Source organism: Streptomyces sp. NPDC002640 (assembly GCF_053592575.1).
In genome coordinates this window covers 240,165-264,452 of sequence record NZ_JBSFVZ010000003.1, presented here as the reverse complement: position 1 = coordinate 264,452, position 24,288 = coordinate 240,165, and the positions used below count along the sequence as shown (strand labels likewise).

20 protein-coding genes are annotated in these 24,288 nt (G+C 75.1%); 15 read left to right on the top strand and 5 right to left on the bottom strand.

Features of this window, described 5'->3' with window-relative positions; all coding sequences use genetic code 11:
- Positions 1–68: 68 nt before the first annotated feature.
- The 10 genes from ACWD3O_RS05875 to ACWD3O_RS05830 all read left to right on the top strand — a co-directional run bounded on the left by ACWD3O_RS05875 (position 69) and on the right by ACWD3O_RS05830 (position 11,964).
- A complete protein-coding gene (locus ACWD3O_RS05875) occupies positions 69–1,034 on the top strand; it encodes an EamA family transporter (RefSeq protein WP_451414962.1) in 966 nt (321 codons plus the stop codon).
- A gap of 75 nt (positions 1,035–1,109) precedes the next feature.
- A complete protein-coding gene (locus ACWD3O_RS05870; protein ID WP_451414961.1) occupies positions 1,110–1,586 on the top strand; it encodes a GNAT family N-acetyltransferase in 477 nt (158 codons plus the stop codon).
- A gap of 202 nt (positions 1,587–1,788) precedes the next feature.
- Complete coding sequence (locus tag ACWD3O_RS05865; RefSeq protein ID WP_451414960.1) at positions 1,789–2,583, top strand: TIGR03084 family metal-binding protein; 795 nt, start codon at positions 1,789–1,791, stop codon at positions 2,581–2,583.
- Positions 2,580–4,280: an acyclic terpene utilization AtuA family protein gene (locus ACWD3O_RS05860; RefSeq protein WP_451414959.1), complete on the top strand. Its 1,701-nt coding sequence runs from the start codon at positions 2,580–2,582 to the stop codon at positions 4,278–4,280. Before ACWD3O_RS05865 ends, ACWD3O_RS05860 begins: the two co-directional genes overlap by 4 nt.
- On the top strand, positions 4,277–5,881 hold the full coding sequence (locus ACWD3O_RS05855; protein WP_451414958.1) for an acyl-CoA carboxylase subunit beta: 1,605 nt from the start codon (positions 4,277–4,279) through the stop codon (positions 5,879–5,881). Before ACWD3O_RS05860 ends, ACWD3O_RS05855 begins: the two co-directional genes overlap by 4 nt.
- Positions 5,882–5,898: 17 nt before the next feature.
- Complete coding sequence (locus ACWD3O_RS05850; protein WP_451415044.1) at positions 5,899–7,812, top strand: acetyl/propionyl/methylcrotonyl-CoA carboxylase subunit alpha; 1,914 nt, start codon at positions 5,899–5,901, stop codon at positions 7,810–7,812.
- Positions 7,809–8,969 carry an acyl-CoA dehydrogenase family protein gene (locus tag ACWD3O_RS05845; RefSeq protein WP_451408438.1) on the top strand — a complete coding sequence of 387 codons (1,161 nt, stop codon included), beginning with the start codon at positions 7,809–7,811 and terminating at the stop codon, positions 8,967–8,969. Before ACWD3O_RS05850 ends, ACWD3O_RS05845 begins: the two co-directional genes overlap by 4 nt.
- A gap of 75 nt (positions 8,970–9,044) precedes the next feature.
- A complete protein-coding gene (locus ACWD3O_RS05840; protein WP_451414957.1) occupies positions 9,045–10,610 on the top strand; it encodes a 4-coumarate--CoA ligase family protein in 1,566 nt (521 codons plus the stop codon).
- The gene (locus ACWD3O_RS05835) at positions 10,607–11,350 is read left to right on the top strand and encodes an enoyl-CoA hydratase family protein (protein ID WP_451414956.1); all 744 of its coding nucleotides are present in this window, start codon (positions 10,607–10,609) and stop codon (positions 11,348–11,350) included. The genes ACWD3O_RS05840 and ACWD3O_RS05835 overlap by 4 nt, the downstream gene beginning before the upstream one ends.
- A complete protein-coding gene (locus ACWD3O_RS05830; RefSeq protein ID WP_451414955.1) occupies positions 11,338–11,964 on the top strand; it encodes a TetR/AcrR family transcriptional regulator in 627 nt (208 codons plus the stop codon). Before ACWD3O_RS05835 ends, ACWD3O_RS05830 begins: the two co-directional genes overlap by 13 nt.
- A gap of 21 nt (positions 11,965–11,985) precedes the next feature.
- Here the strand turns inward: ACWD3O_RS05830 and pdxH are convergent, their stop codons facing one another.
- A complete protein-coding gene (gene pdxH / locus ACWD3O_RS05825) occupies positions 11,986–12,705 on the bottom strand; it encodes a pyridoxamine 5'-phosphate oxidase (RefSeq protein ID WP_451409005.1) in 720 nt (239 codons plus the stop codon).
- Between the two features lie 165 nt (positions 12,706–12,870).
- Between pdxH and ACWD3O_RS05820 the strand changes: the two genes are divergently transcribed.
- Positions 12,871–13,974, top strand: coding sequence for a citrate synthase 2 (locus ACWD3O_RS05820; protein ID WP_451414954.1), 1,104 nt, complete (start codon positions 12,871–12,873; stop codon positions 13,972–13,974).
- A gap of 398 nt (positions 13,975–14,372) precedes the next feature.
- Positions 14,373–15,872: a PAS domain-containing protein gene (locus ACWD3O_RS05815; protein WP_451414953.1), complete on the top strand. Its 1,500-nt coding sequence runs from the start codon at positions 14,373–14,375 to the stop codon at positions 15,870–15,872.
- Positions 15,873–15,888: 16 nt separating this feature from the next.
- Here the strand turns inward: ACWD3O_RS05815 and ACWD3O_RS05810 are convergent, their stop codons facing one another.
- Complete coding sequence (locus ACWD3O_RS05810) at positions 15,889–16,650, bottom strand: SIS domain-containing protein (protein ID WP_451414952.1); 762 nt, start codon at positions 16,648–16,650, stop codon at positions 15,889–15,891.
- Positions 16,651–16,904: 254 nt separating this feature from the next.
- Here ACWD3O_RS05810 and ACWD3O_RS05805 point away from each other — a divergent pair, with 254 nt between their 5' ends.
- Positions 16,905–17,597, top strand: coding sequence for a metal-dependent transcriptional regulator (locus tag ACWD3O_RS05805; protein WP_451408445.1), 693 nt, complete (start codon positions 16,905–16,907; stop codon positions 17,595–17,597).
- A 774-nt stretch (positions 17,598–18,371) separates the two neighbouring features.
- A complete protein-coding gene (locus tag ACWD3O_RS05800) occupies positions 18,372–19,334 on the top strand; it encodes an alpha/beta fold hydrolase (protein ID WP_451408446.1) in 963 nt (320 codons plus the stop codon).
- Between the two features lie 37 nt (positions 19,335–19,371).
- Here ACWD3O_RS05800 and ACWD3O_RS05795 read toward each other — a convergent pair whose 3' ends face one another.
- From ACWD3O_RS05795 to ACWD3O_RS05785, 3 genes are all read right to left on the bottom strand, one after another.
- A complete protein-coding gene (locus tag ACWD3O_RS05795) occupies positions 19,372–20,946 on the bottom strand; it encodes a transporter (RefSeq protein WP_451414951.1) in 1,575 nt (524 codons plus the stop codon).
- Between the two features lie 125 nt (positions 20,947–21,071).
- On the bottom strand, positions 21,072–21,839 hold the full coding sequence (locus ACWD3O_RS05790) for an ABC transporter ATP-binding protein (protein ID WP_451414950.1): 768 nt from the start codon (positions 21,837–21,839) through the stop codon (positions 21,072–21,074).
- 140 nt (positions 21,840–21,979) lie between these two features.
- Positions 21,980–22,678 (bottom strand): bifunctional DNA primase/polymerase, encoded by a 699-nt coding sequence (locus ACWD3O_RS05785; protein WP_451414949.1) that lies wholly within the window; start codon positions 22,676–22,678, stop codon positions 21,980–21,982.
- Between the two features lie 224 nt (positions 22,679–22,902).
- Here ACWD3O_RS05785 and ACWD3O_RS05780 point away from each other — a divergent pair, with 224 nt between their 5' ends.
- A complete protein-coding gene (locus ACWD3O_RS05780; protein ID WP_451414948.1) occupies positions 22,903–24,285 on the top strand; it encodes a transcriptional regulator in 1,383 nt (460 codons plus the stop codon).
- Positions 24,286–24,288 lie beyond the last annotated feature (3 nt).

Genomic DNA, 24,288 nt, shown 5'->3' with positions numbered 1-24,288 from the left:
CATTCGACGCTTACCCTCATGACCGACGACCCTCCCGCACCACCGCGCACCCACCAGGACGGCACCTCGTGAACGCACCCCGCACCGACCGGCCCCTCGCGGGCGCCACGGCGACCGGAGCCGGGCCCGCCCCCGCCTCCTCGCCCGCCCCCGCTCCCGAGGCCGGTGGCCGCTCCGCGCTCGGCCCGGTCGGCCTGGTGATGGGCGGCGTGGTCTCGGTGCAGTTCGGCAGCGCGCTGGCCGTGCAGTTGATGGACCGCACCAGCGCCCTGGGTGTGGTGGCCATCCGCCTGGTGGTCGCGGCCGTGCTGCTGCTGATCGTCTGCCGCCCCCGGCTGCGCGGTTACTCGCGGGCCGACTGGGGCACGGTGATCGCCTTCGCCGCGACCCTGGCGGGCATGAACGGCCTCTTCTACCAGGCCGCCGACCGGATGCCGCTGGGCCTGGCGGTCACCCTCGAGGTGCTGGGCCCGCTGGCGCTCTCCGTGATCAGTTCCCGGCGGCTGGTGAGCCTGCTGTGGGCGGGACTGGCGCTGGCCGGCGTCTTCCTGCTCGGCGGCGGCGACTTCTCCGGCCTCGACCCGGTGGGCGCGGCGTACGCGCTGGGCGCGGGCGTCATGTGGGCGGGGTACATCGTCTTCAGCGCCCGCACCGGCCGCCGCTTCCCCCAGGCCGACGGGCTGGCCATCGCCATGGCCCTCGCCGCGCTGCTCGTCCTCCCGCTGGGCGTCGGCTCCGCGGGCGCCGAACTCCTCGACCCGGTGACGGTGGGCCTCGGCGCGGGCGTGGCGGTCCTGTCGTCCGTGCTCCCCTACACCCTCGAACTGATCGCCCTGCGCACCCTCGCGGCCTCCGCCTTCTCCATCCTGATGAGCCTGGAACCCGCGGTCGCCGCCCTCGCCGGCTTCCTGATCCTCCACCAGACCCTCGGCGTCGCCCAGGCCGCCGCGATTGGCCTGGTCGTCGCCGCCAGCATGGGCGCGGTCCGCACCCAGGTCGGTGCGGTGAAGCTGAAGCCGTCGGACACGGCGTAGGCGCGCGGCCCGTACCCGGCCGAGGCGGCGGGAAAAACACCGGCCGGGTGCCCGCCGACCGCCTAGGGTGCCCGCATGGACGAGGGACTGAGGCTGGAGCCGGTGACGGCGCGGAACTTCGACGCGGCGGTCGCGATCGAGGTGGCGCCGGCGCAACGGCGGTTCGTGTCGCCGGTGGTGAAGTCGCTGGCGGAGGCGTACGTGTCCCCGGAGAGCGCCTGGCCGCGGCTGATCCTCGACGGGGAACGGCCGGTGGGGTTCCTGATGGCGTTCCTCGACATCGACTGGCTCGACGACGGCAGCCGCCGCGACGTCCGGTCCGGGCTGTGGCGGCTGAACATCGCCGAGGGCGAGCAGCGGCGCGGCTACGGCGCCTTCGCGGTGCGGGCGGTGGCGGAGGAGATCCGGCGGCGGGGCGGTTCGCTCTGCCACGTCACCTGGGAGCCGGGGGAGGACGGGCCCGAGGGGTTCTACCTCGGGCTGGGCTTCCGGAAGACCGGCGAGGTCAGCGGCGGTCAGACCGTCGGCGTGCTGGACCTCACCGCGTCCTGACCCGGCCCCGCGCGGGCACGCCTGCCGGCCCCGCGCGGCCGCCTGCCGGCCCCGCGCGGGGCCGCCTGCCGTTCCCGCGACGCCGCAAAAAGCAGGCGCAAAAAATCAAGCATGCACGCTTGATTGTTTCCCGTCCCGCTGCCATGCTCCGGAGCGCACCACCCCGCACATCGCCGTGCCCGGAGGGAGCAGGACGCCGAAGATGGACGATCCGACGTCGTCGGTGATCGACGACATGCGTGAGGAGTTCGAGGAACTCGACGCCCTCGTCGCGGAGGTGGACGACGCCCGGTGGGCGGCCCCGACTCCCGCGCCCGGCTGGGGCGTCGCCCACCAGATCGCCCACCTGGCCTGGACCGACCGGGCCGCGCTGGCCGCCATCGGCGACCAGGAGGCGTTCCGCGCGGAGGTCGAGCGGGCCCTCGCGGACGTCGACGGGTACATGGACGCGCAGGCCGCGCTGGGCGCCCGGAAGCCGCCCGCGGAGCTCCTGGCCGGCTGGCGGGAGGGCCGCGCGGCGCTGGAGGAGGCGCTGCGGCGGGTGCCGCGGGGCGCGAAGATCCCGTGGTTCGGGCCCCCCATGTCGGCCGCCTCGATGGCCACCGCCCGGCTGATGGAGACCTGGGCCCACGGCCAGGACGTCGCCGACGCGCTGGGCGTCACCCGCCGCCCCACCGGGCGGCTGCGGCACATCGCACGGCTCGGGGCGCGGACCCGTGACTTCGCCTTCCTGGTGAACGGCCTGGCGGTGCCCGCCGAGGAGTTCCGCCTCGAACTCGCCTTCCCCGACGGCGAGGTGTGGACCTTCGGGCCCGAGGACGCCGCGCAGCGGGTCACCGGGCCGGGGCCGGACTTCTGCCTGCTGGTCACCCGGCGCGCCCACCGCGCGGACCTGGACCTGCGCGCGGAGGGCCCGGACGCCGACCGGTGGCTGGACATCGCGCAGTGCTTCGCCGGGCCGCCCGGCGGCGGCCGCGCCCCGAGGGAGGCGGCGTGACCGTGCCGCCGCCCCTGCGCATCGGCAACGCCTCCGGTTTCTACGGGGACCGCTTCGACGCCGTGCGCGAGATGCTCACCGGCGGCGAGCTCGACGTGCTGACCGGCGACTACCTCGCCGAGCTGACCATGCTGATCCTGGGCCGTGACCGGCTGAAGGATCCCGAGGCCGGCTACGCCCGCACCTTCCTGCGCCAGCTCGAGGAGTGCCTGGGCCTCGCCCACGAGCGCGGCGTGCGGATCGTCGCCAACGCCGGCGGGCTCAACCCGGCGGGCCTGGCCGCCCGGGTCCGCGAGCTGGCCGAGCGCCTCGGGCTGCCGGTGCGCGTCGCGCACGTCGAGGGCGACGACCTGACCGCCGCGCACCCCGGCGCGCTCGCCGCCCACGCCTACCTCGGCGGCTTCGGCATCGCCGCCTGCCTGCGGGCCGGCGCCGACGTCGTGGTGACCGGCCGGGTCACCGACGCCGCCCTGGTCACCGGCCCGGCCGCCGCCCACTTCGGCTGGACCCCACGGGACCACGACGCCCTCGCGGGAGCCGTCGTCGCCGGACACGTCCTGGAGTGCGGCACCCAGGCCACCGGCGGCAACTACGCCTTCTTCGGCGACGTCGAGCCGCGCCGCCTGCTCCGCCCCGGCTTCCCGCTGGCGGAGATCCACGCCGACGGCACCTCCGTCATCACCAAGCACCTCGGCACCGGCGGCGTGGTCGACGTCGGCACGGTCACCGCGCAGCTGCTCTACGAGACGGGCGGCGCCCGGTACGCGGGGCCGGACGTCACCGCGCGGCTGGACACCGTCACCCTCGCCCAGGACGGCCCGGACCGGGTCCGGATCGGCGGGGTGCGGGGCGAGGCGCCGCCGCCGACGCTGAAGGTGGGCGTCAACCGGTTCGGCGGGTTCCGCAACCAGGTCGAGTTCGTGCTCACCGGCCTGGACGTGGAGCGCAAGGCCGAGCTGGTGCGGGCGCAGATGGAGGACGCGCTCGCCCGGGCCGGGTCCCGGCCGCGCGAGGTGTCCTGGGAGCTGGTGCGCACCGACCGGCCCGACGCGCCGACCCAGGAGACGGCCAGTGCGGTCCTGCGCCTGGTGGTCCGCGACCCCGACCAGCAGGCCGTCGGCCGCACGCTCAGCAGCGCGGGCATCGAGCTCGCCCTGGCCAGCTACCCCGGCTTCCACGTCACCGCCCCGCCCGGCAAGGGCGCGCCCTACGGCACCTTCCACGCCGCCCACGTCCCCCAGGGCGACGTCCCGCACGTCGCCGTGCTGCCCGACGGCACCCGCGAACCGGTTTCGCCGGCACCGGAGACCCGGGAGCTCGCGGCGGTCCCCGCCCCCCCGCTGCCCGGACCGCCCGCGCCGGGGCCGTCCCGGCGCGCTCCGCTGGGGCTGGTGGCGGGCGCCCGCAGCGGCGACAAGGGCGGCGACGCCAACGTCGGGGTGTGGGCCAGGACGGACGAGGCCTGGCGGTGGCTCGCCCACACCCTCACCGTCGACCGGTTCACGGCGCTGCTGCCGGAGACCGCACCGCTCACCGTCACCCGGCACCCGCTGCCGAACCTGCGCGCGCTCAACTTCGTCGTCGAGGGGATCCTCGGCGAGGGCGTGGCCGCGCAGCACCGCTTCGACCCGCAGGCCAAGGCGCTCGGCGAATGGCTGCGCGCCCGATGCCTGGACATACCGGAGGCCCTGCTGTGACCGTGCTGCCCACGGCCCTGGACACCGACAGCCCCGAATACGCCGCCCGCCGGGCCGCCCTGCTGGAGAAGCTGACCGCCCTGGACGCCGAGCACGCGAAGGCGCTGGCGGGCGGCGGCGAGAAGTACATGGCCCGCCACCGCGAGCGCGGCAAGCTGCTCGCCCGGGAGCGGATCGAGCTGCTGGTCGACCCGGACACCCCGTTCCTGGAGCTCTCCCCGCTCGCCGCCTGGGGCAGCGAGTACCCGGTGGGCGGCTCCATGGTCACCGGGATCGGCGTGGTCGAGGGCGTCGAATGCCTGATCACCGCCAACGACCCGACCGTGCGCGGCGGCGCCACCAACCCGTGGGGGCTGAAGAAGGCGCTGCGGGCCGACGAGATCGCGCGGATCAACCGGCTCCCGGTGGTCACCCTGGTCGAGTCGGGCGGCGCGGACCTGCCCTCGCAGAAGGAGATCTTCATCCCCGGCGGCCAGGTCTTCCGCGACCTGACCCGGCTGTCCGCGGCCGGCATCCCCACCGTCGCCGTGGTGTTCGGCAACTCCACGGCCGGCGGCGCGTACATCCCCGGCATGTCCGACCACGTGATCATGGTGAAGGAGCGGGCCAAGGTCTTCCTCGGCGGTCCGCCGCTGGTGAAGATGGCCACCGGGGAGGAGAGCGACGACGAGTCGCTGGGCGGCGCCGAGATGCACGCCCGCACCTCCGGGCTCGCCGACCACTTCGCCGTGGACGAGCGGGACGCGATCCGGCAGGCGCGGCGGGTGGTCGCCCGGCTCAACCACCGCAAGGCGTACGCCGATCCGGATCCGGCCTTCGTCGAGCCGCCGAAGTACGACCCGGAGGAGCTGCTCGGGATCGTCCCGGAGGACCTGAAGACGCCGTTCGACCCGCGCGAGGTGATCGCCCGGATCGTCGACGGCTCCGACTTCGACGAGTTCAAGCCGCTCTACGGCACCAGCCTCACCACCGGCTGGGCCACCCTGCACGGCTACCCGGTGGGCATCCTGGCCAACGCGCAGGGCGTGCTGTTCAGCGCCGAGTCGCAGAAGGCCGCCCAGTTCATCCAGCTCGCCAACCAGCGCGACATCCCGCTGCTCTTCCTGCACAACACCACCGGCTACATGGTCGGCAAGGAGTACGAGCAGGGCGGCATCATCAAGCACGGCGCGATGATGATCAACGCGGTGTCGAACTCGACGGTGCCGCACCTGTCGGTGCTGATGGGCGCCTCCTACGGGGCCGGGCACTACGGCATGTGCGGGCGGGCCTACGACCCGCGGTTCCTGTTCGCCTGGCCGAGCGCCAAGTCCGCCGTGATGGGCCCGCAGCAGCTCGCCGGCGTCCTGTCCATCGTGATGCGGCAGTCCGCCGCGGCGAAGGGACAGCCCTACGACGAGGAGGGCGACAAGGCGCTGCGGGCCATGGTGGAGCAGCAGATCGAGGCCGAGTCGCTGCCGGTGTTCCTCTCCGGGCGGCTCTACGACGACGGGGTGATCGACCCGCGCGACACCCGGACCGTGCTCGGCATCTGCCTCTCCGCGATCCACACCGCGCCCTTCGAGGGCGCGCGCGGCGGCTTCGGCGTCTTCCGGATGTAAGGGCGGTAACAGCGTTGATCACCAAGCACCTCATCACCAAACTGCTGGTCGCCAACCGGGGCGAGATCGCCTGCCGGATCTTCCGCACCTGCGCCGGGCTGGGCATCCGCACCGTCGCCGTGCACTCGGACGCCGACGCCGGGGCGCTGCACGTCCGCAGCGCCGACGAGGCGGTCCGGCTGCCGGGCTCGGCGCCCGCGGACACCTACCTGCGCGGCGACCTGATCGTGAAGGCCGCCCTCGCGGCGGGCGCCGACGCCGTGCACCCCGGGTACGGATTCCTGTCCGAGAACCCGGAGTTCGCCCGGCAGGTGCTGGACGCCGGGCTGATCTGGGTCGGGCCCCCGCCGGAGGCCGTCGAGGCGATGGCGTCCAAGACCCGCGCCAAGGAACTGATGGGCATCGAGCCGCTGCGCGAGGTCACCGAGGCCGACCTGCCCGTCCTGGTGAAGGCGGCGGCGGGCGGCGGCGGCCGCGGCATGCGGATCGTGCGCCGGCTGGACGACCTGGAGGCAGAGGTGACGGCCGCGCGGGCCGAGGCGCTGAGCGCCTTCGGCGACGGCGAGGTCTTCGTCGAGCCCTACCTGGAGGGCGGCCGCCATGTCGAGGTGCAGGTCCTGGCCGACATCCACGGCACGGTGTGGGCGCTGGGCACCCGCGACTGCTCGCTCCAACGCCGTCACCAGAAGGTGGTCGAGGAGGCCCCGGCGCCCGGCCTCGCGCCCGGACTCGTCGACGAGCTGCACGCCCTGGCGGTGCGCGCCGCCCGCGCGGTCGACTACGTCGGCGCCGGCACCGTCGAGTTCCTGGTCGCCGACGGCACCGCCCACTTCCTGGAGATGAACACCCGCCTCCAGGTCGAACACCCCGTCACCGAGGAGGTGTTCGGGCTCGACCTGGTCGCCCTGCAGCTGCGGATCGCGGAGGGCGAGCCGCTGGACGCCGAACCGCCCGCCCCGCGCGGGCACGCGGTGGAGGCCCGCCTGTACGCCGAGGACCCGGCCCGGGGCTGGGCCCCGCAGACCGGGACGCTGCACCGGATCGCCTTCCCGGAGGCCGCGGGCGTCCGGGTCGACACCGGGTTCGCCGACGGCGACACGATCGGCGTGCACTACGACCCGATGCTCGCCAAGGTCGTCGCCCACGCCCCCACCCGCGCCGAGGCGGTCCGCAAGCTGGCCGGCGCGCTGGAGCGGGCCGCCGTGCACGGGCCGGCCACCAACCGGGACCTGCTGGTGCGCTCGCTGCGCCACGAGGAGTTCCGCACCGGCCGGACGGACACCGGCTTCTACGACCGGCACCTCGCCGGGCTCACCGCGGCGGCCCCCGACCCGCACGCCCCGCTGGCCGCCGCCCTGGCCGCGGCGGCCGGGCGGAGCGGCCGGTTCGGCGGAGGGTGGCGGAACGTTCCCTCGCAGCCGCAGACCCGGCGGTACCGGGTGGGGGAGACCGAGCACGAGGTCGCCTACCGGTGGACCCGCTCCGGCCTCGCCGCGGACGGCGTGCGGGTCGTGCACGCCGACGCGTCCCGGGTCGTGCTGGAGACCGACGGCGTCCGGCGCGGATTCGACGTCGCCCGGTACGGCGCGTCGGTCTTCGTGAACGGCACCGCGCTCACCGAACTGCCGCGCTTCCCCGACCCGGAGTCCCGCCGGGAGCCCGGGTCGCTGCTGGCGCCCATGCCCGGCACCGTCGTCCGCGTCGCCGACGGGCTCACCGTCGGGTCCGCCGTCACCGAGGGACAGCCGCTGCTGTGGCTGGAGGCCATGAAGATGGAGCATCGCGTCACCGCTCCCGCCGCCGGCACCCTCACCGCGCTGCACGCCGCCCCGGGCCGCCAGGTCGAGATGGGCGCCCTGCTCGCCGTCGTCCAGGAAAGCCCGCAGACCGAGCAAGACACCACCCCGGAACCCGCTGAGGAGAACCAGTGAGCGTTGTCGTCGAGACCGAGGAGCACCTGGCGCTGCGGCAGGCCGTCGCCGCGCTGGGCCGCCGTTACGGGCGGGCGTACGTGACCAAGGCCCTGGAGGAGGGCAAGGGACCCGAGGAGCTGTGGAACGAGGCGGGCAAGCTGGGCTACCTCGGGGTGAGCCTGCCGGAGGAGTACGGCGGCGGGGGCGGCGGCATCTACGAGCTGTCCCTGGTGCTGGAGGAGCTCGGCGCGGCCGGCTGCCCGCTGCTCCTGCTGGTGGTCTCCCCGGCCATCTGCGGCACGATCATCGCCCGCTTCGGTACCGAGGAGCAGAAGCGGGAGTGGCTGCCGGGCCTCGCCGACGGCAGCCGGATCATGTCCTTCGGCATCACCGAGCCCGACGCCGGCTCCAACAGCCACCGGATCACCACGACCGCGCGGCGCGAGGGCGACCAGTGGGTGCTCAACGGGCGCAAGGTCTTCATCTCCGGCGTGGACATCTCCGACGCCACCCTGATCGTGGGCCGCACCGAGGACGCCCGCACCGGCAGGCTCAAGCCCGCGCTGTTCATCGTCCCGCGGGACACCCCCGGCTTCCAGCGCACCATGATCGACATGGACCTGGCCGCAGCCGAGAAGCAGTTCGAGCTGGTCCTGGACGACGTGCGGCTGCCCGCCGACGCGCTGGTCGGCGACGAGGACGCCGGGCTGCTCCAGCTCTTCGCCGGGCTCAACCCGGAACGGGTGATGACCGCCGCCTTCGCGGTCGGCATGGCCCGTCACGCGCTCGGCAAGGCCATCGAGTACGCCAAGGAACGCCAGGTCTGGAAGACCCCCATCGGCGCCCACCAGGCGATCCAGCACCCCCTCGCCGTCGCGCACATCGAGCTGGAGACGGCCAAGCTGATGATGCAGAAGGCCGCGCACCTCTGCGACGCCGGCGACGACCTGGCCGCCGGGGAGGCCGCCAACATGGCCAAGTACGCGGCCGGCGAGGCCTGTGTGAAGGCGGTGGACACCGCCGTGCACACGCTGGGCGGCAACGGCCTCACCAAGGAGTTCGGCCTCGCCTCGCTGGTCAACGCGGCGCGGGTGGCGCGGATCGCCCCGGTCAGCCGGGAGATGATCCTCAACTTCGTCTCGCACCAGACGCTGGGTCTTCCCAAGTCGTACTGACATGGCCATATTTGGCGGCCACACCCCAGCCGGGGCGTGCGTTTCGTGCACAGCGTCGTGCGACAAGGAGCCCTGATGTTCCGCAGCGAGTACGCAGATGTCCCCGCCGTCGAGGAACCCATCCACGACGTGGTGCTCGGCCGGGCCGCCGAACGCGGCGACCTCCCCGCCCTGATCGACGGGGTCGACGGCATGACCCTCACCTACGCCCAGGTCGACGCCTTCCACCGCAAGGTGGCGGCCGGCCTGGCGGAGGCGGGCCTGGCCGTGGGGGACGTGCTCGCCCTGCACAGCCCCAACACGGTCGCCTTCCCCATCGCCTTCTACGCCGCCACCCGGGCGGGCGCGGCCGTCACCACGGTCCACCCGCTGGCCACCGCCGAGGAGTTCGCCAAGCAGCTCACGGACTCCTCGGCGCGCTGGATCGTCACCGTCTCGCCGCTCCTGGAGACGGCGAAGGCCGCCGCCGGGATCGCGGGCGGCATCCGGGAGATCCTCGTCTGCGACACCGCCCCCGGCCACCGCTCGCTGATGGACTTCCTCGGCACCACCGCCCCCGAACCCCGGGTGGAGATCGACCCGGCCGAGGACGTGGCCGTCCTGCCGTACTCCTCGGGCACCACCGGCACGCCCAAGGGCGTCATGCTCACCCACCGCTCCATCGCCACCAACCTGGCGCAACTGGAACCGGTCGTGCCGACGGGGGAGGGCGAACGCATCCTCGCCGTGCTGCCCTTCTTCCACATCTACGGGCTCACCGCCCTGATGAACGCCCCGCTCCGGCTGGGCGCCACCGTCGTGGTGCTGCCCCGCTTCGAGCTGGAGGCCTTCCTCGCGGCGATCGAGAAGCACCGGATCACCGCGCTGTACGTCGCCCCGCCGATCGTGCTGGCCCTCGCCAAGCACCCCGCGGTGGACGGCTACGACCTGTCCTCGGTGCGGTACGTGATCAGCGCCGCAGCCCCGCTGGACGCCGAACTGGCCGAGGCATGCCGGGCCCGGCTCGGCGTGCCGCCGGTCGGCCAGGCGTACGGCATGACCGAACTGTCGCCCGGCACGCACGTCGTCCCGCCGTTCGCCGAGGACGCCCCGCCCGGGACGGTCGGCAAGCTGATCCCCGGCACCGAGATGCGGATCGTCTCGCTGGACGACCCGGGCGAGGACGTGGCCGCCGGGGAGACCGGCGAGATCCTCATCCGCGGCCCCCAGGTGATGAAGGGCTACCTGGGCCGCCCCGACGCCACCGCCGCGATGACCGACGCCGACGGCTGGCTGCACACCGGCGACGTCGGCCGCGTCGACGCCGACGGCTGGCTGTTCGTGGTGGACCGGGTGAAGGAGCTCATCAAGTACAAGGGCTACCAGGTCGCCCCGGCCGAACTGGAGGCCCTGCTGCTCACCCACCCCGGCATAGCCGACGCGGCGGTGATCGGGGTCTACGACGACGACACCAACGAGGTCCCCGCCGCCTTCGTGGTCCGGCAGGCCGGGGCCGGGGAACTGACCGCGGCGGAGGTGACGTCCTACGTCGCCGAACGCGTCGCGCCCTACAAGCGGGTGCGGCGGGTCACCTTCGTCGACGCCGTGCCGCGAGCGGTCAGCGGCAAGATCCTGCGCAGAGAACTGAGGGAGAACGCATGACGGAGCCCACCGAGGTACGCCGGTCGGACGAGCGGGGCGTCGCCACGCTCACCCTGGACTCGCCGGGCAACCGCAACGCCCTGTCGTCGGCCCTGGTCGGGCGGCTGTCTCAGCTGCTCGCCGAGTGCGCCGGGGACGACGGCGTGCGGGCCGTGGTCCTCGCCCACACCGGCACCACCTTCTGCGCGGGCGCCGACCTGCGGAACCCGCCGACCCCGCAGGAGCTGGTCGGGCTGCTGCGGCAGATCCTCGAGCTGCCCAAGCCGGTCCTCGCGCGGATCGACGGGCACGTCCGGGCGGGCGGGCTCGGGCTGCTGGGCGCCTGCGACATCGTGGCGTCCACCTTCGCCTCGGACTTCGCGTTCACCGAGGTGCGGATCGGGGTGGCGCCCGCGGTCATCTCGCTCACCCTGGTGCCCCGCGTCCACCCGCGGGCGCTGACCCGGTACTACCTCACCGGGGAGAGGTTCGACGCCGAGGACGCCGCCGCGATCGGTCTGGTCACCGAGACGCACTACGACCTGGACGAGATCCTGGCCCCCGTGCTGGACGGCATCCGCCGCGCCTCCCCCCAGGCCCTCGCGGAGACCAAGGCGCTTGTCACGGCTAAGGTGCTGGAGAACTTCGACCGGGACGCGGAAGCCCTGTCCGCGCTCTCGGCCCGGTTGTTCTCCTCCGACGAGGCGCGGGAGGGGATGACCGCCTTCCTCGAACGACGGGATCCCGCGTGGGCGATGTGAACCAGGTGTCCGCCGTCGCGCGCGCCCCCAAGCAGGACCGCAGCCGGGCCACCCGGCGGCGGCTGCTGGAGGCCGCGGTGGCCTGCCTCGCCGAGCACGGCTGGGCGGGCTCGACGGTGGCCGTGGTCGCCGAACGGGCCGGCGTCTCCCGCGGCGCCGCCCAGCACCACTTCCCCACCCGCGAGGACCTCTTCACCGCCGCCGTCGAGCACGTGGCGGAGGAACGCTCCACCGCCCTGCGGGAGTTGTTCCCGCACGGCGCGGCGGGGGACCGCCGGGCCGTGGTCGCGGAGATCGTGGCCCTGTTCACCGGGCCGGTCTTCCGCGCCGCCCTCGCCCTGTGGGTGGCCGCCTCCAACGAGGAGCAGCTGCGCCCCCGGGTCACCGAGCTGGAGGCCCGCGTCGGCCGGGAGACCCACCGCACCGCGGTGGAGCTGCTGGACGCCGACGAGTCCCGGCCGGGCGTCCGCGAGTCCGTGCAGGGCCTGCTGGACATGGCCCGGGGGCTGGGCCTGGCCAATCTGCTCAGCGACGACACCGCGCGCCGCGAACGCGTCGTCGCCCAGTGGGCCGCCCTGCTCGACGAGGCGCTGGGACCACCCCGCACCCGCTGACGCCCCGGCCGCCGGGCGCCCTCAGGGGCTCAGCCGCTCGATCCGCCAGCCGCCGCCCGGCAGGGCGACGTAACGGAGCCGGTCGTGCAGCCGGTTGCCGCGGCCCTGCCAGAACTCCACGCTCTCCGGCGCGACCCGGAACCCGCCCCAGTGCGGCGGCACCGGCACCTGCTCGTCGGCCGGGTACCGGGCGTCCAGGTCGGCGAAGGCCCGGTCCAGCTCCTCCCGCGAGCCGATCACCGTGGACTGCTCGCTGGCCCAGGCGCCGAGCTGGGAGCCGTGCGGCCGGGTGCGGAAGTAGGCGGCCGTCTCGTCCCGCCCGGTGCGGACGGCCGTGCCGGTGACGATCACCTGCCGGGCCATCGGGTACCAGGGGAACAGCAGCGAGACGTGCGGGTTCTCCGTCAGCTCGCGGCCCTTGCGGGAGCCGTAGTTGGTGTAGAAGACGAACCCCTGCTCGTCGATGTGCTTGAGCAGCACGGTCCGTGAACTGGGGCGGCCCTCCGCGTCGGCCGTGGACACCACCATCGCGTTCGGCTCGAACACCGCCGGGTCCTCCGTGGCCTCCCGGAACCAGCGGCCGAACTGCTCCACGGGCGTGCCGGCCAGGTCGGACCGGAGCAGCCCCTCCGCCTGGTAGTGCCGGCGCATCGCGGCGGGATCCGGCGCGGGGGCGCGAACGGTGTCGTCGGACCTGTCGAGGGCGGCTTCTCGGTCGTTCACGCGATCATCTTGCCGTATCCGCAGGCACGTTCGGGTCGCGGACGGGTGAAGCGCGCGCGACGGGTGGAGGAATCGTGTGCGGCGCCCCACGGGTGGCACTCAGTGCCGCGCCTCTCCCCAAATGTGGCACTCCTGGATACGATCCGGGCTACGGGGCAGACCACAACCGTCGAGGAGCCGCACATGTCCGACTTCGTTCCCGGGCTCGAGGGAGTCGTCGCTTTCGAGACGGAGATCGCCGAACCGGACCGGGAGGGCGGGGCCCTTCGCTACCGGGGCGTCGACATCGAGGACCTGGTGGGCAAGGTCGGCTTCGGCCACGTCTGGGGTCTGCTGGTCGACGGATCGTTCAACCCCGGCCTGCCGCCGGCCGAGCCGTTCCCCATCCCGGTGCACTCCGGCGACGTCCGCGTCGACGTCCAGGCGGCGCTCGCGATGCTCGCCCCGGTGTGGGGCCTCAAGCCGCTGCTGGACATCTCCGTGGAACAGGCCCGTGACGACCTGGCCCGGGCCGCCGTGATGGCGCTGTCCTACGTGGCCCAGTCGGCGCGCGGCCAGGGCGTGCCGATGGTGCCGCAGCGGGAGATCGACAAGGCGAACTCCATCGCCGAGCGGTTCATGATCCGCTGGCGCGGCGAGCCCGACCCCAAGCACGTCGCCGCCGTCGACGCCTACTGGACCTCGGCCGCCGAGCACGGCATGAACGCCTCCACCTTCACCGCCCGCGTGATCGCCTCCACCGGCGCGGACGTGGCGGCGGCGCTCTCCGGCGCGGTCGGCGCGATGTCCGGCCCGCTGCACGGCGGCGCGCCCTCGCGGGTGCTGGGCATGATCGAGGAGATCGAGCGCACCGGCGACGCCGAGGGCTACGTCCGCGGCGCGCTGGACCGCGGGGAGCGGCTGATGGGCTTCGGCCACCGCGTCTACCGGGCCGAGGACCCCCGCGCCCGCGTCCTGCGGCGCACCGCGCGCGAACTCGGCGCGCCGCGCTTCGAGGTCGCCGAGGCGCTGGAGAAGGCCGCGCTGGCCGAGCTGCACGCGCGGCGCCCCGACCGGGTGCTCGCCACCAACGTGGAGTTCTGGGCGGCCATCGTCCTCGACTTCGCCGAGGTCCCGGCGCACATGTTCACCTCGATGTTCACCTGCGCCCGCACGGCCGGCTGGTCCGCGCACATCCTGGAGCAGAAGCGGACGGGGCGCCTGGTGCGGCCCTCGGCGCGGTACGTCGGTCCCGGCGCCCGGCCGGTCGCGGAGATCGACGGCCACCAGGACATCGCCCGGGGCTGAGACGTCCCGGGCCGAGGCGTCCGGGGTCGGGCGGCCCCGGGTCGGGACGTCAGGGTCGGGACGTCCTAGGCCGAGGCGCCCGGGGGCGGACACGGAACGACCCGCGAGCTCGGTCCCACGGAAGGGGGGCCGGCCGGACGTGCCGGCGAGCTCGCGGGTCGGGTGACTGCTGGGTCTGGGCCGAGGCCCCTGACCGGCGTACTCGTGGTCACGGGCCGTCAGCCCGCAGCCACCTCACGCGTCCGGGTGTCACTCATGTACCCGATCACCTCCTTTCCCGTGTAGCCCCACCGTACGACCGCGCCCGGCCCGGGACAACGCCTTTTCCGCCCCGCCGTCTCCCGGGGGGTGCCGTCTTGGGCGAAAGCCCTGTTCACGGGTACCGCCCGTGGGTTTGAATGGGAGCCCCACGGCCCAGCACAGGGGGTACCACCGTGACCGCTCCCACCGGCGAGGACCAGTGCGGCGACCGGCTGCTGGCCGCCCTGCTGAACGGCATGGACGCCGCGCTCTGCGCCTTCGACGCCGACGGCGTGGTGACCCACTGGAACCGTGAGGCGGAGCGGATCCTCGGCTGGACCGCCGCCGAGGCGGTCGGCCGCCGCGGCCTGTCCGGGTGGGCGGTCCGCCCCGCGGACGCCGCCGACACCGAAGCCCGGCTGACCGCCGCCATGCACGCCGACGGGCGCCGCGTCCACGACTTCGCGCTGCTCACCAAGGACGGCGGACGGGTCCTGGTGCGCACCCAGTCCGCGGCCGTCCCCGGACCGGACGGGACACCCGCCGGCGTCTACCTGGCCTTCGGCCCGGCCGACGCCCAGACCGACCTGGAACGCTCGCTCGCCCTGAGCGAGGCGCTGTTCCAGGAGGCCTCCTGGGGGGTCGTCCTGCTCGACGCGGACCTGCGCCCCGCCGTGGTCAACACCCACGCCGCGCGGGCCTTCGGGCGGGCGCGCGGGGGGCTGCTCGGGCGTCCGCTGGGGGAGGTGCTGTCCGAGGGCGTGCGCGAGGTCGAGTCCGCGCTGACCCACGTGCTGGCCCAGGGCACGCCCCCGGCGCCGGCCGACCTGTGGGTCACCGTGCGCGCGGAACCGGGGACCGGCTCGGGTGCGGGTGCGGGGTCCGGCTCCCGTCCCGGCGCGGGCTCCGGCTCCGGCTCGGGTTCCGGCTCCCGTGCCGCCTCCGGCTCCGGTCCCGCCTCCGCCTCCGCCTCCGGTTCCGGTTCCGGGGAGGGGGCCGAGGAGCGGCGGCGTTGCTGGCGCAGCGGCTTCCTGCGCCTCGCCTCGCCGCTGACCGAGGAGCCGGTGCCGCTGGGCGTGGCCTGGCTGTTCCAGGACGTCACCGAGGCCCGAGTCACCGAGCGGGAGGCCGCCGTCACCCGCTTCCGCGCCGCCCAGTTGCACCGGGCGTCCCGCGCGGCCGCCGAGTGCGAGGACCCGGCCGAGGCCGCCGCCGTCCACCTCGACTTCGCGCTGGCAGGCTTCGCCGACCACGCGCTGCTGGACCGGGCGGCCGGCGGGGCGGTGCCGGACGACGAGGGGACGCCCGTCCGGCTGGTCCGCGCGGTGGCCACGCCGTTCGGTACGCCGGGGGCCGGGGAGCCGGCCGACCGGTCCGGGCTCCCGGTGCCGTATCCGCCGGGGCATCCGGCGCTGCGGTGCGCGGAGCGAGGAGGGACGGTGCGGGTGTCGGCCGCCGCCGGCTTCGCCCGGCAGTGGCCGCCGGGCGCCGCGCACGCGCTGTGCGTCCCGCTGCGCAGCCGGGGCCGCACGCTGGGCGTCGTCACCTTCCTCCGCGGTGCGGCGCGGGGGCCCTTCGGCCGCCACGACGTGGCCCACGGCGAGGACGTGGCCGGCCGCGTGGCCACCGCCCTCGACCTGGCCTCCGTCCTCGCCTGACGCCAGGCGCGTCAGTTCAGTGCTGGTGGTGGATGCGGTCGCGGTAGCGCGCGAAGACCTCGTCGTTCCACGCGCGGCCCCCCTCCACGTTCCCGGACCGCAGCAGCGGGGGCTCCACCCCCCGCGCGACCAGCCCGGCCGCCGCCACCGCCATGACCGCCTGCATGACCGCCGACGTCACCACCGTGGAGGCGGACGCGAACGGCGCCCCGGCGCCCTCCAGCGTCAATTCCGCGTCCCCCACCGCCACCTTCGAGTCGATCACCACGTCGCAGTGGTCCTTGAGGAAGGTGCCCGAGGGGTTGGCCGGCGCGGTCTCCCGGGCGTAGGCGAGGGAGGTGACCCCCACCACCCGCACGCCCCGCTCCCGTGCCCGCGAGGCCATCTCCACCGGCAGCGCGTTCCGCCCCGACAGCGAGATCACCACCAGCAGGTCCCCGGCCCGCAGCGGCGAGACGTCCAGCACCGTCGTCGCCAGCCCCTCCACCCGCTCCAGCGCGGAGCCGAGCGTGGCGGGGCGCACGTCCACCCCGGTCAGCCCGGGCACGGACAGCAGGTTCATCAGCGCCAGCCCGCCCGCCCGGTAGACCACGTCCTGCGCGGCCAGCGACGAGTGCCCCGCGCCGAAGGCGAACAGCCGACCGCCCTCGGCCACGGTGTCCGCGACCAGTTCCCCGGCGGCGGTGATCGCCTCCGTCTCCTCCTCCCGGACCCGACGCAGCAGCCCCGCCGCCGCGTCGAAGTACCGGCCGACCAGATCGTCCCCGAGACCGCTCACCGCAGGCTCCCTCCTGTGTGCCGATGATCACGGTGAGGTCTGGACCACAGTGGTGTCAACGGGGGGCATCTCCCGTTCCCCGAGGGGCAGACGGGAACCGAACCGGCGTGGACGGGTTCCTCCGGCGGGGCACGGTTGTCCGCCGCATGCGTAAGAATTGGTTGCGGAGTCGGCGCGCCGCCCGGAGCAGCCGGGCAGGCCTGACCGCCGAGGCTGCGCGCGGCTTATCGACAGATGTATTGCGAGGGGCACGTATGTCCGGACTGATCGACACCACGGAGATGTATCTCCGCACCATCCTCGAGCTGGAGGAGGAAGGTGTGGTCCCCATGCGCGCCCGGATCGCGGAGAGGCTGGACCAGAGCGGGCCCACGGTCAGCCAGACGGTGGCCAGGATGGAGCGGGACGGCCTGCTCTCCGTGGCCAGCGACCGTCATCTGGAGCTGACCGACGAGGGCCGGCGGCTGGCCACGCGGGTCATGCGCAAGCACCGGCTGGCCGAGTGCCTGCTGGTGGACGTCATCGGCCTGGAGTGGGAGCAGGTGCACGCCGAGGCCTGCCGCTGGGAGCACGTGATGAGTGAGGCCGTCGAGCGTCGCGTCCTCGAACTGCTCCGGCACCCGACGGAGTCGCCCTACGGCAACCCGATCCCGGGCCTGGAGGAACTCGGCCAGGAGGCGGCGGCCGACCCGTTCCTCGACGAGGGCATGGTCTCGCTGGCCGAGCTGGAGCCCGGCCGCGAGGGCAAGACGGTCGTGGTGCGCCGGATCGGCGAGCCCATCCAGACGGACGCGCAGCTCATGTACGCGCTGCGCCGGGCGGGCGTGCAGCCCGGTTCGGTGGTCAGCGTGACCGAGTCGCCCACCGGCGTGATGGTCGGCAGCGGCGGCGAGGCCGCCGAGCTGAACAGCGAGATCGCGTCGCACGTCTTCGTGGCCAAGCGCTGACGCCTCTCCGGCGCGGCGGCCTCGTGCCGTTCCCGCCGCCGGGCTCGCTCCGTACGCCTGCGCGCGCCGCCTGAGCGGGGCGGCGGGCCGGCGGGGCGGGTCATGAGCGTTCCGCCCCCGCTCGCGCCCCCGCCCCCGCTCGTGCCCCGCCTCCGCTCGTGCGAAGTCGAGAGCTTGGGGGAGTGTGTGCCGGCCCCCGCGACCGGCGAGTACGGCTCGCCGGGCATGCCTTGGGTGCGCGTCCGCAGGGCGGGTGCCGCGGCGGTTTCCCCGCGGATCCCGGCCCGGTGGGGCCGGCGACCGCGTCCCCGGGGGCGTCCGGTACGCCCCAAGGCGCCGCCCCCGGTCGTCGCGCGCGCCGTCTTTCGCGCCGTTCGCCTTTCCAAGGAGGCCGCCGGTGCGGCAGTGTGGTGTGCGAGGCATATGACCCGAGGACCCCGCCCCGAGGGGCGACCCACGCGACAGGGCCCCGGCGCGGCGCAGGCCGTGCCGGGGCCCGTCCTCCCCTGTGCCGACCCGGAGCCCCGAGCTCTCGAGGTCGGTCCTTCCCGCGGACCCCTGTCCCCGAGTGGTCCGCCCCCCGCTCAAGATCTCCCCCCGCCGACAGCGGTCAATCCCCGGCCGTGGTCACTCGAACGAGGGGTGTCGGCGATATGAGGCCGCGTTTTCGAATGCATCTTCGATAGTCTGCGAGGGATGGCGCAAAGCAGCGCACAACCGGTCAGACAGCCGTAAGGATGGGCGCGTGTCAGGGCGCGCATGGAGGGGGCACGGATGGCACGGCGGATCGATCTGACCGGAGCGGGTGGCCTGCGCCTGGCCGCCTGGGAGTTCGCCGACCCCCCGAAGCCGGCCGGGCAGGCCGGCTCCCCGGGGCCGGACGACGGCGGAGCGGGAGGTTCCTGGCCCGGCGAGGGCGGCGGTGCCGGGCCGGTGGCGGGCGGTGGGCCGGCCGTCCGGCAGGCCGAGGGCCCCGGGGTGCTGTTACTCCACGGGCTGCTGGGCCGGGCGTCGCACTGGGCGGAGACCGCCCGCGGCCTGGCCGGCGACTGCCGCGCGGTGGCGCTCGACCAGCGGGGGCACGGGCTCAGCGCGCATCCGGCCGGCACCGCCGGGCTGACCCCGGAGGCGTTCGTGGCCGACGCCGCGGCCGCCCTGGAGCAGCTGAGGCTCGGCCCCGCCGTGGTGGTGGGACACGGCATGGGCGCCCTGATCGGCTGGCGGCTCGCCGCCGAGCGGCCGGACCTGGTGCGCGGTCTGGTCCTGGCGGAGATGAAGGCCTCGGCCCTCGGGGCGGCGCTGCAGCGGGAGTGGGAGGACTGGCTGGCGGCCTGGCCCACGCCCTTCGCCACCCTGGAGGACGTCCGCGAGTGGTTCTCCCGCGACCCCTGGGTGGAGCGGCCCAGCAGGGCGCGCGCCTCCTACTTCGCCGAGGTCATGACGCAGGCGCCGGACGGCTGGCGTCCCGTCTTCGACCCCGAGCAGATGCGGCAGGTCCGCCGCGGCTTCGCCTTCGACGCCCACTGGGAGGAGCTCGCCCAGGTGCCCTGCCCCACGCTGGTGGTGCGCGGGGTGGACGGCCACCTCGGCCGGGCGGAGGCGCACGAGATGGTCCGCGTCCTGCCCCGCGGCGAGTACGCCGAGATACCCGACGCCGGCCACCTCCTCCACCACGACCAGCCCGCGGCCTGGCGGGAGGTGCTGAACCCCTTCCTGCAGGGCGTGCTGACGTCCTGAGCGCCCGCGCGGACGGGGGCGGGCGGCGGCGCCGCGCTCAGCCCTTGCTGACGGCGGCCAGGATCTCCGGCAGCCGCTCGGCCGCCCTGGGCGCGACCAGCCGCAGCCCGGCCACCGTCAGCAGGGCGCCGTACGCGGCGCCCACCGGCAGCAGCAGCCAGCTCCACGCCGCGGCGTGCCCGGCGACGTGCATCCAGACGGTCAGCGTGATCACCGGCGCGGAGAGCACCGCGGCGGCGGCCGTCCCGCCGACGATCGCCATCCACACCAGGCCCACCTGCCCCGGCGCCACGTTCCGGTTGCCCTCCGGTGGGATGGAGTACGGGAGGCGCACGGAGGCCCACGCCCCGGTCGCCGTCATGGAGCCCAGCAGCGCCAGCGACAGCCCCACCGTCTCCGGGAGCTTCGCCCAGTCGTCGAGCACCGCCACGGTCGCCACGCACACCAGCACCGCGTACGGCACCGCGTAGGACAGCAGCGCCAGCGCCCGGCCCCACAGCTCGCGCAGGGCGTCCCGGGGCGAGGAGACGGCCATCGCGACCATCCAGAAACCCGAGTAGTCCTGGCCGAACTGGTTGTACATCATCGAGCCGAGCATCCCCGCCGCGAAGCAGGCGAAGTACACCGACCCCGACCCCTGCAGCGCGTTGAACAGCGGCACGATCAGCCCGACGGCCAGTGAGATCACCAGCGCCGCACGGGTCTTGGGGTCGCGCCAGGCGTAGCGCAGGCTGCGTTCCATCACCGTGCGGACCCGGCCGGCCGGTGCCAGCCGGGTCACCCAGGAGCCGCCCGGGCGGCCCGCGCGGGCGGCGGCCGGTTCCGCGGCCTGCAGCGTGGAGGCGTCCGGGGCGGTCATCAGCCGGGTCAGCGTGGCCGACCACCACCCGAGCGCCAGCGCCAGGGCGAGCCCGGTCAGCGCCAGCTGGACCGCCGCCGTGCCGTACGCGCCGTCGCCCGCCGAGTCGACCGCGCCGATCGCCGAGGCCGGCGGCACCCAGCGCAGCACCTCGGCGTACGGGTCGAGCTGCGCCAGCCCGGAGGCGCCGAGCCGCTGCACGCCGAAGTTGACGCCCTGCGCGCCGATCGCCACGATCAGGCCGCTGACCACGGCCAGGTCACGCCCCCGGCGGCTGGCCAGCAGCCGGGTGTTGGCGGTGACCACGGCGCGGGCCAGCGCCACACAGGTCAGCAGCGCCAGCGCCACCGCGACCACGCCGGTCACCGCCCCGGCCGCCCCGCGGGCCACGGCGACCGCCGAGCCGGCGAGCAGGCAGAGCGTGAACAGCGGGCCGATCCCCACCAGCGACGCCGCCAGCAGCGCCCGCACCAGCGGCCGGGGCCGCAGCGGCAGCAGCACCAGACGGGTCGCGTCCAGGGTCTCGTCGCCGCTGGACGAGAAGAGCGGCATCACCGCCCAGCCCAGCGCCAGCAGCGCGGTGAGCGGCACCACCACCGACGCGGCGTGCGGATGCCCGCGCAGCAGGAGCAGCCCCAGCAGCTGGAGCGCCGCCAGCAGCAGCACCACCACCGCCGAGGCGATGTACGCGGCGCGGCGGCCCGCGGACTGGCGGAGCCCGTTGCGCAGGAGCGACAGCTTCAGCCGCACCATCACCCCGGTCACCCCGCCCGGCCGCCGCACGCCGCCCCCGGGCGCCCCGACCGGCCCCACGCCGGCCCCGGCATCGACCCCGGGCGCCCCGACCGGCCCCACGCCGCCGCCGGGGTCCGGCCCGGTCACCGGGAGCCGCCCAGCCAGTCCAGGCTGCTCCCCGCGTCCCGGCCGCCGGCCCCCACCAGTTCCAGGAACGCCTGCTGCAGCGAGGGCGCCTCGCCGCGGACCTCCTCCAGCGTCCCGGCGGCCCGGATCCGCCCGGCGGCCAGCACCGCCACCCAGTCGCACAGCGACTCCACCAGCTCCATCACGTGGGAGGAGAACACCACCGTCGCCCCGGACGCGGTGTACCGCTCCAGGACGGTCCGGATGGTCTGCGCGGACACCGGGTCGACGCCCTCGAACGGCTCGTCCAGGAACAGCACCTCGGGGTTGTGCAGCAGCGCGGACGCGAGTCCGATCTTCTTCCGCATCCCGGTCGAGTAGTCGACGACCAGCTTGTCCCGGGCGCCGGACAGGTCCAGCACCTCCATCAGCTGCGCCGCCCGCCGGTCGGTCTCCTCGCCCGGCATCCCCCGCAGCCGTCCCGCGTACGACAGCAGCTCGCCCCCCGACAGCCGCTCGAAGAGCCGCAGCCCCTCCGGCAGGACACCGATCCGCGCCTTCACCTCGGCCGGGTCGCGCCAGACGTCGTGCCCGACGACCTGCACCCGGCCCTGGTCGGGGCGGAGCAGTCCCGTGATCATCGACAGGGTGGTGGTCTTCCCCGCGCCGTTCGGCCCGACCAGCCCGACGAACCGCCCCGCGGGCAGCTCCAGGTCGATCCCGGCCACGGCGACGTGATCACCGAAGCGTTTCCAGAGGCCTTCCACCCGCACGGCGGTGTTCATCTCGTCCCCTCCGCAGAACCGGACCCGGTGACGCCCCGACCCTATGCCGTTCCGCCGCCGTCCTCACCCCCGAGGACGCCGCTCCCGCACGCGCCCCCGCACGCGCCCGAGGACGCCGCCCCCGCACGCCCGTCGGCGGGCTACCGCGTGGAGGCGTAGGTGAGCGCGGGAAGGAGCGCGGCGGCCTCGGGGAGGGCGTGGGAGAACGGGGCACGGACCCATTGGGCGGGCCCCCGGGAGCCGTGACGGGTGGGCGGCGCGGTGATCCAGCCGCCGTCGCCCATGGCCACCAGGTCGAGGCGCTCGGGGGACCGGACGGCGGCGCGGACCTCGCGCGCGACGCGGGCCACCGCGCCCGGGAGGACGAGGAAGCGCATCCGCCCGTCCGGCGTGAGCAGGACCGGTCCCGCGGCCTCCGGCGGGCCCAGGCGCTCCAGGCGGGCCAGCGCCAGGAAGCCGGCCGTCTCGGACACCTCCAGGACGTCGAAGCTCCGCCCCGTGGGCAACAGGACCGCCGCGTCCGGCCGGGCGCCCCACAGGCGGCGGACCACCGCCCCGCTCGCCGTGGCCCGGCCCGCCCAGTCCGGGCCCTCCGGGTGCGCCCCCGGCAGCGGGCAGGACGCGTCACCGCACGAACAGCGCACCACGCCGGCCGTCGTCTCCAGCGCCACCCCGGGGACGACCTGCCACCGCAGGTCCTCCGCGTAGCGCGCCGCGGCCTCCTGCGGGGACACGGACGCGGGCGCGGGCCGGGAGGCCCCGCGGGAGGACGGCGGAACGGCCTCGCCCCGCTGGTGCGGAATAGGTGTGACTTCGGTGCCGGAGATCGTATTTTCCACGCACGACTCAACTCCCCTCACACGTCCGGGTTACGCGGGACACGCGGACAGGTGACGGCGGTGCCGGGGAGCACGGGGCGCACAGGTGCATTCGAGGGGGCGCGCGGGCGGCGGGCGAGCGGGCGCTGGGTAGCCACTGGGGGGCCCGCCCCGGCACCCCGGGCGGACCGCTCCAAGGGGTCCACCGTCAGGCAGTACCAGCACCCAGTTACCAGGGGGTACTCATGGCCGCCAGGCCACTCGTCGCACGGCAGCCCAACGAACGGCTGCAGGCGCTCATCCAGGAGGCGGGCTGCTCCAACGCCGGGCTGGCCCGCCGGGTCAACCTGTGCGGCGCGGAACACGGTCTCGACCTCCGTTACGACAAGACCTCGGTCGCGCGCTGGCTCCGCGGCCAGCAGCCCCGGGGGCGCGCGCCCGCCGTCATCGCGGAGGCGCTCGGCCGCAAGCTGGGGCGCACCGTCACCATCGACGAGATCGGCATGGCGAACGGGAAGAACCTTGCCACCGGGGTGGGCCTGCAGTTCGCCCCCACCGTGCCCGGGGCGGTGGAGCAGGTCTGCGAGCTGTGGCGCAGCGACGTCGGGCGGCGCGACTTCCTGGCCGGCACCTCGGTCGCGGCGTCCGCCCTGGTGGAGCCCAGCCGGGACTGGCTGATCTCCTCGCCGGACCCGCAGGTCGCCCGCTCGGTGGGCGCCCGGGTCGGCCCCTCCGACGTGGCCGCGGTGAAGGCGATGACGCAGGCCCTGGTCGACCTCGACCACCGCTTCGGCAGCGGGCACGTGCGCCCGGTGCTGGTCCACTACCTCAACAGCGTGGTGTCCGGGCTGCTGTCGGGGTCCTACCGGGAGGCGGTGGGACGCGACCTGTTCGCGGCGGTCGCCCGGCTGACCGAGCTCGCCGGGTACATGGCGGTGGACACCGGGCAGCCGGCGCTCGCCCAGCGCTACTACATCCAGGCCCTGCGCCTCGCCCAGGCGGCGGGCGACCGCGGCTACGGCGGATACGTGCTGGCCGCCTCGATGAGCCACCTGGCGGCGCAGCTCGGGAACCCGCGCGAGATCGCCCAGCTCGCCCGTGCCGCCCAGGAGGGCGCACGCGGCCGGGTCACGCCCCGCGCGCAGGCGATGTTCCACGCCGCCGAGGCGCGCGGGCACGCGGTGCTGGGCGACGCCGCCGCCGCGGACGCGGCGTGCGGGCGGGCGCTGGACGCCATGGAGGGGGCCGGGGCGGCCACCGACGCCGGGGACGACCCGGTGTGGATCGGCCACTTCGACGAGGCCTACCTCGCCGACGAACTCGCCCACTGCCACCGGGACCTCGGGCGGGCCGAGCAGGCGGAGCGGTACGCCCGGCAGTCCCTCGACGGCCACCCGCAGACCCGGGCCCGCAGAAGGGCCATCGGCCAGGTGCTGCTCGCCACGGCCCAGCTCCAGCGGCGCGAGCTGGAACAGGCCTGCGCCACCGCGCTGGTCGCCGCGGACCTGCTGGGATCACTGCGCTCCAACCGGGGCGCGGAGTACCTGGACGACTTCCGGCACCGTCTGGACCCGTACCGGGCCGAGGCGCCGGTCCGCGCCTTCACCGAGCGCCTGGCGGCGGCCTGAGGC

Coding starts and splice junctions, on each gene's coding strand:
- ACWD3O_RS05870 (WP_451414961.1), top strand. CDS start 1,110: ATGGACGAGGGACTGAGGCTGGAGCCGGTGACGGCGCGGAACTTCGAC.
- ACWD3O_RS05865 (WP_451414960.1), top strand. CDS start 1,789: ATGGACGATCCGACGTCGTCGGTGATCGACGACATGCGTGAGGAGTTC.
- ACWD3O_RS05840 (WP_451414957.1), top strand. CDS start 9,045: ATGTTCCGCAGCGAGTACGCAGATGTCCCCGCCGTCGAGGAACCCATC.
- ACWD3O_RS05835 (WP_451414956.1), top strand. CDS start 10,607: ATGACGGAGCCCACCGAGGTACGCCGGTCGGACGAGCGGGGCGTCGCC.
- ACWD3O_RS05820 (WP_451414954.1), top strand. CDS start 12,871: ATGTCCGACTTCGTTCCCGGGCTCGAGGGAGTCGTCGCTTTCGAGACG.
- ACWD3O_RS05815 (WP_451414953.1), top strand. CDS start 14,373: ATGGGAGCCCCACGGCCCAGCACAGGGGGTACCACCGTGACCGCTCCC.
- ACWD3O_RS05805 (WP_451408445.1), top strand. CDS start 16,905: ATGTCCGGACTGATCGACACCACGGAGATGTATCTCCGCACCATCCTC.
- ACWD3O_RS05800 (WP_451408446.1), top strand. CDS start 18,372: ATGGCACGGCGGATCGATCTGACCGGAGCGGGTGGCCTGCGCCTGGCC.
- ACWD3O_RS05795 (WP_451414951.1), bottom strand. CDS start 20,946: ATGGTGCGGCTGAAGCTGTCGCTCCTGCGCAACGGGCTCCGCCAGTCC.
- ACWD3O_RS05790 (WP_451414950.1), bottom strand. CDS start 21,839: ATGAACACCGCCGTGCGGGTGGAAGGCCTCTGGAAACGCTTCGGTGAT.
- ACWD3O_RS05780 (WP_451414948.1), top strand. CDS start 22,903: ATGGCCGCCAGGCCACTCGTCGCACGGCAGCCCAACGAACGGCTGCAG.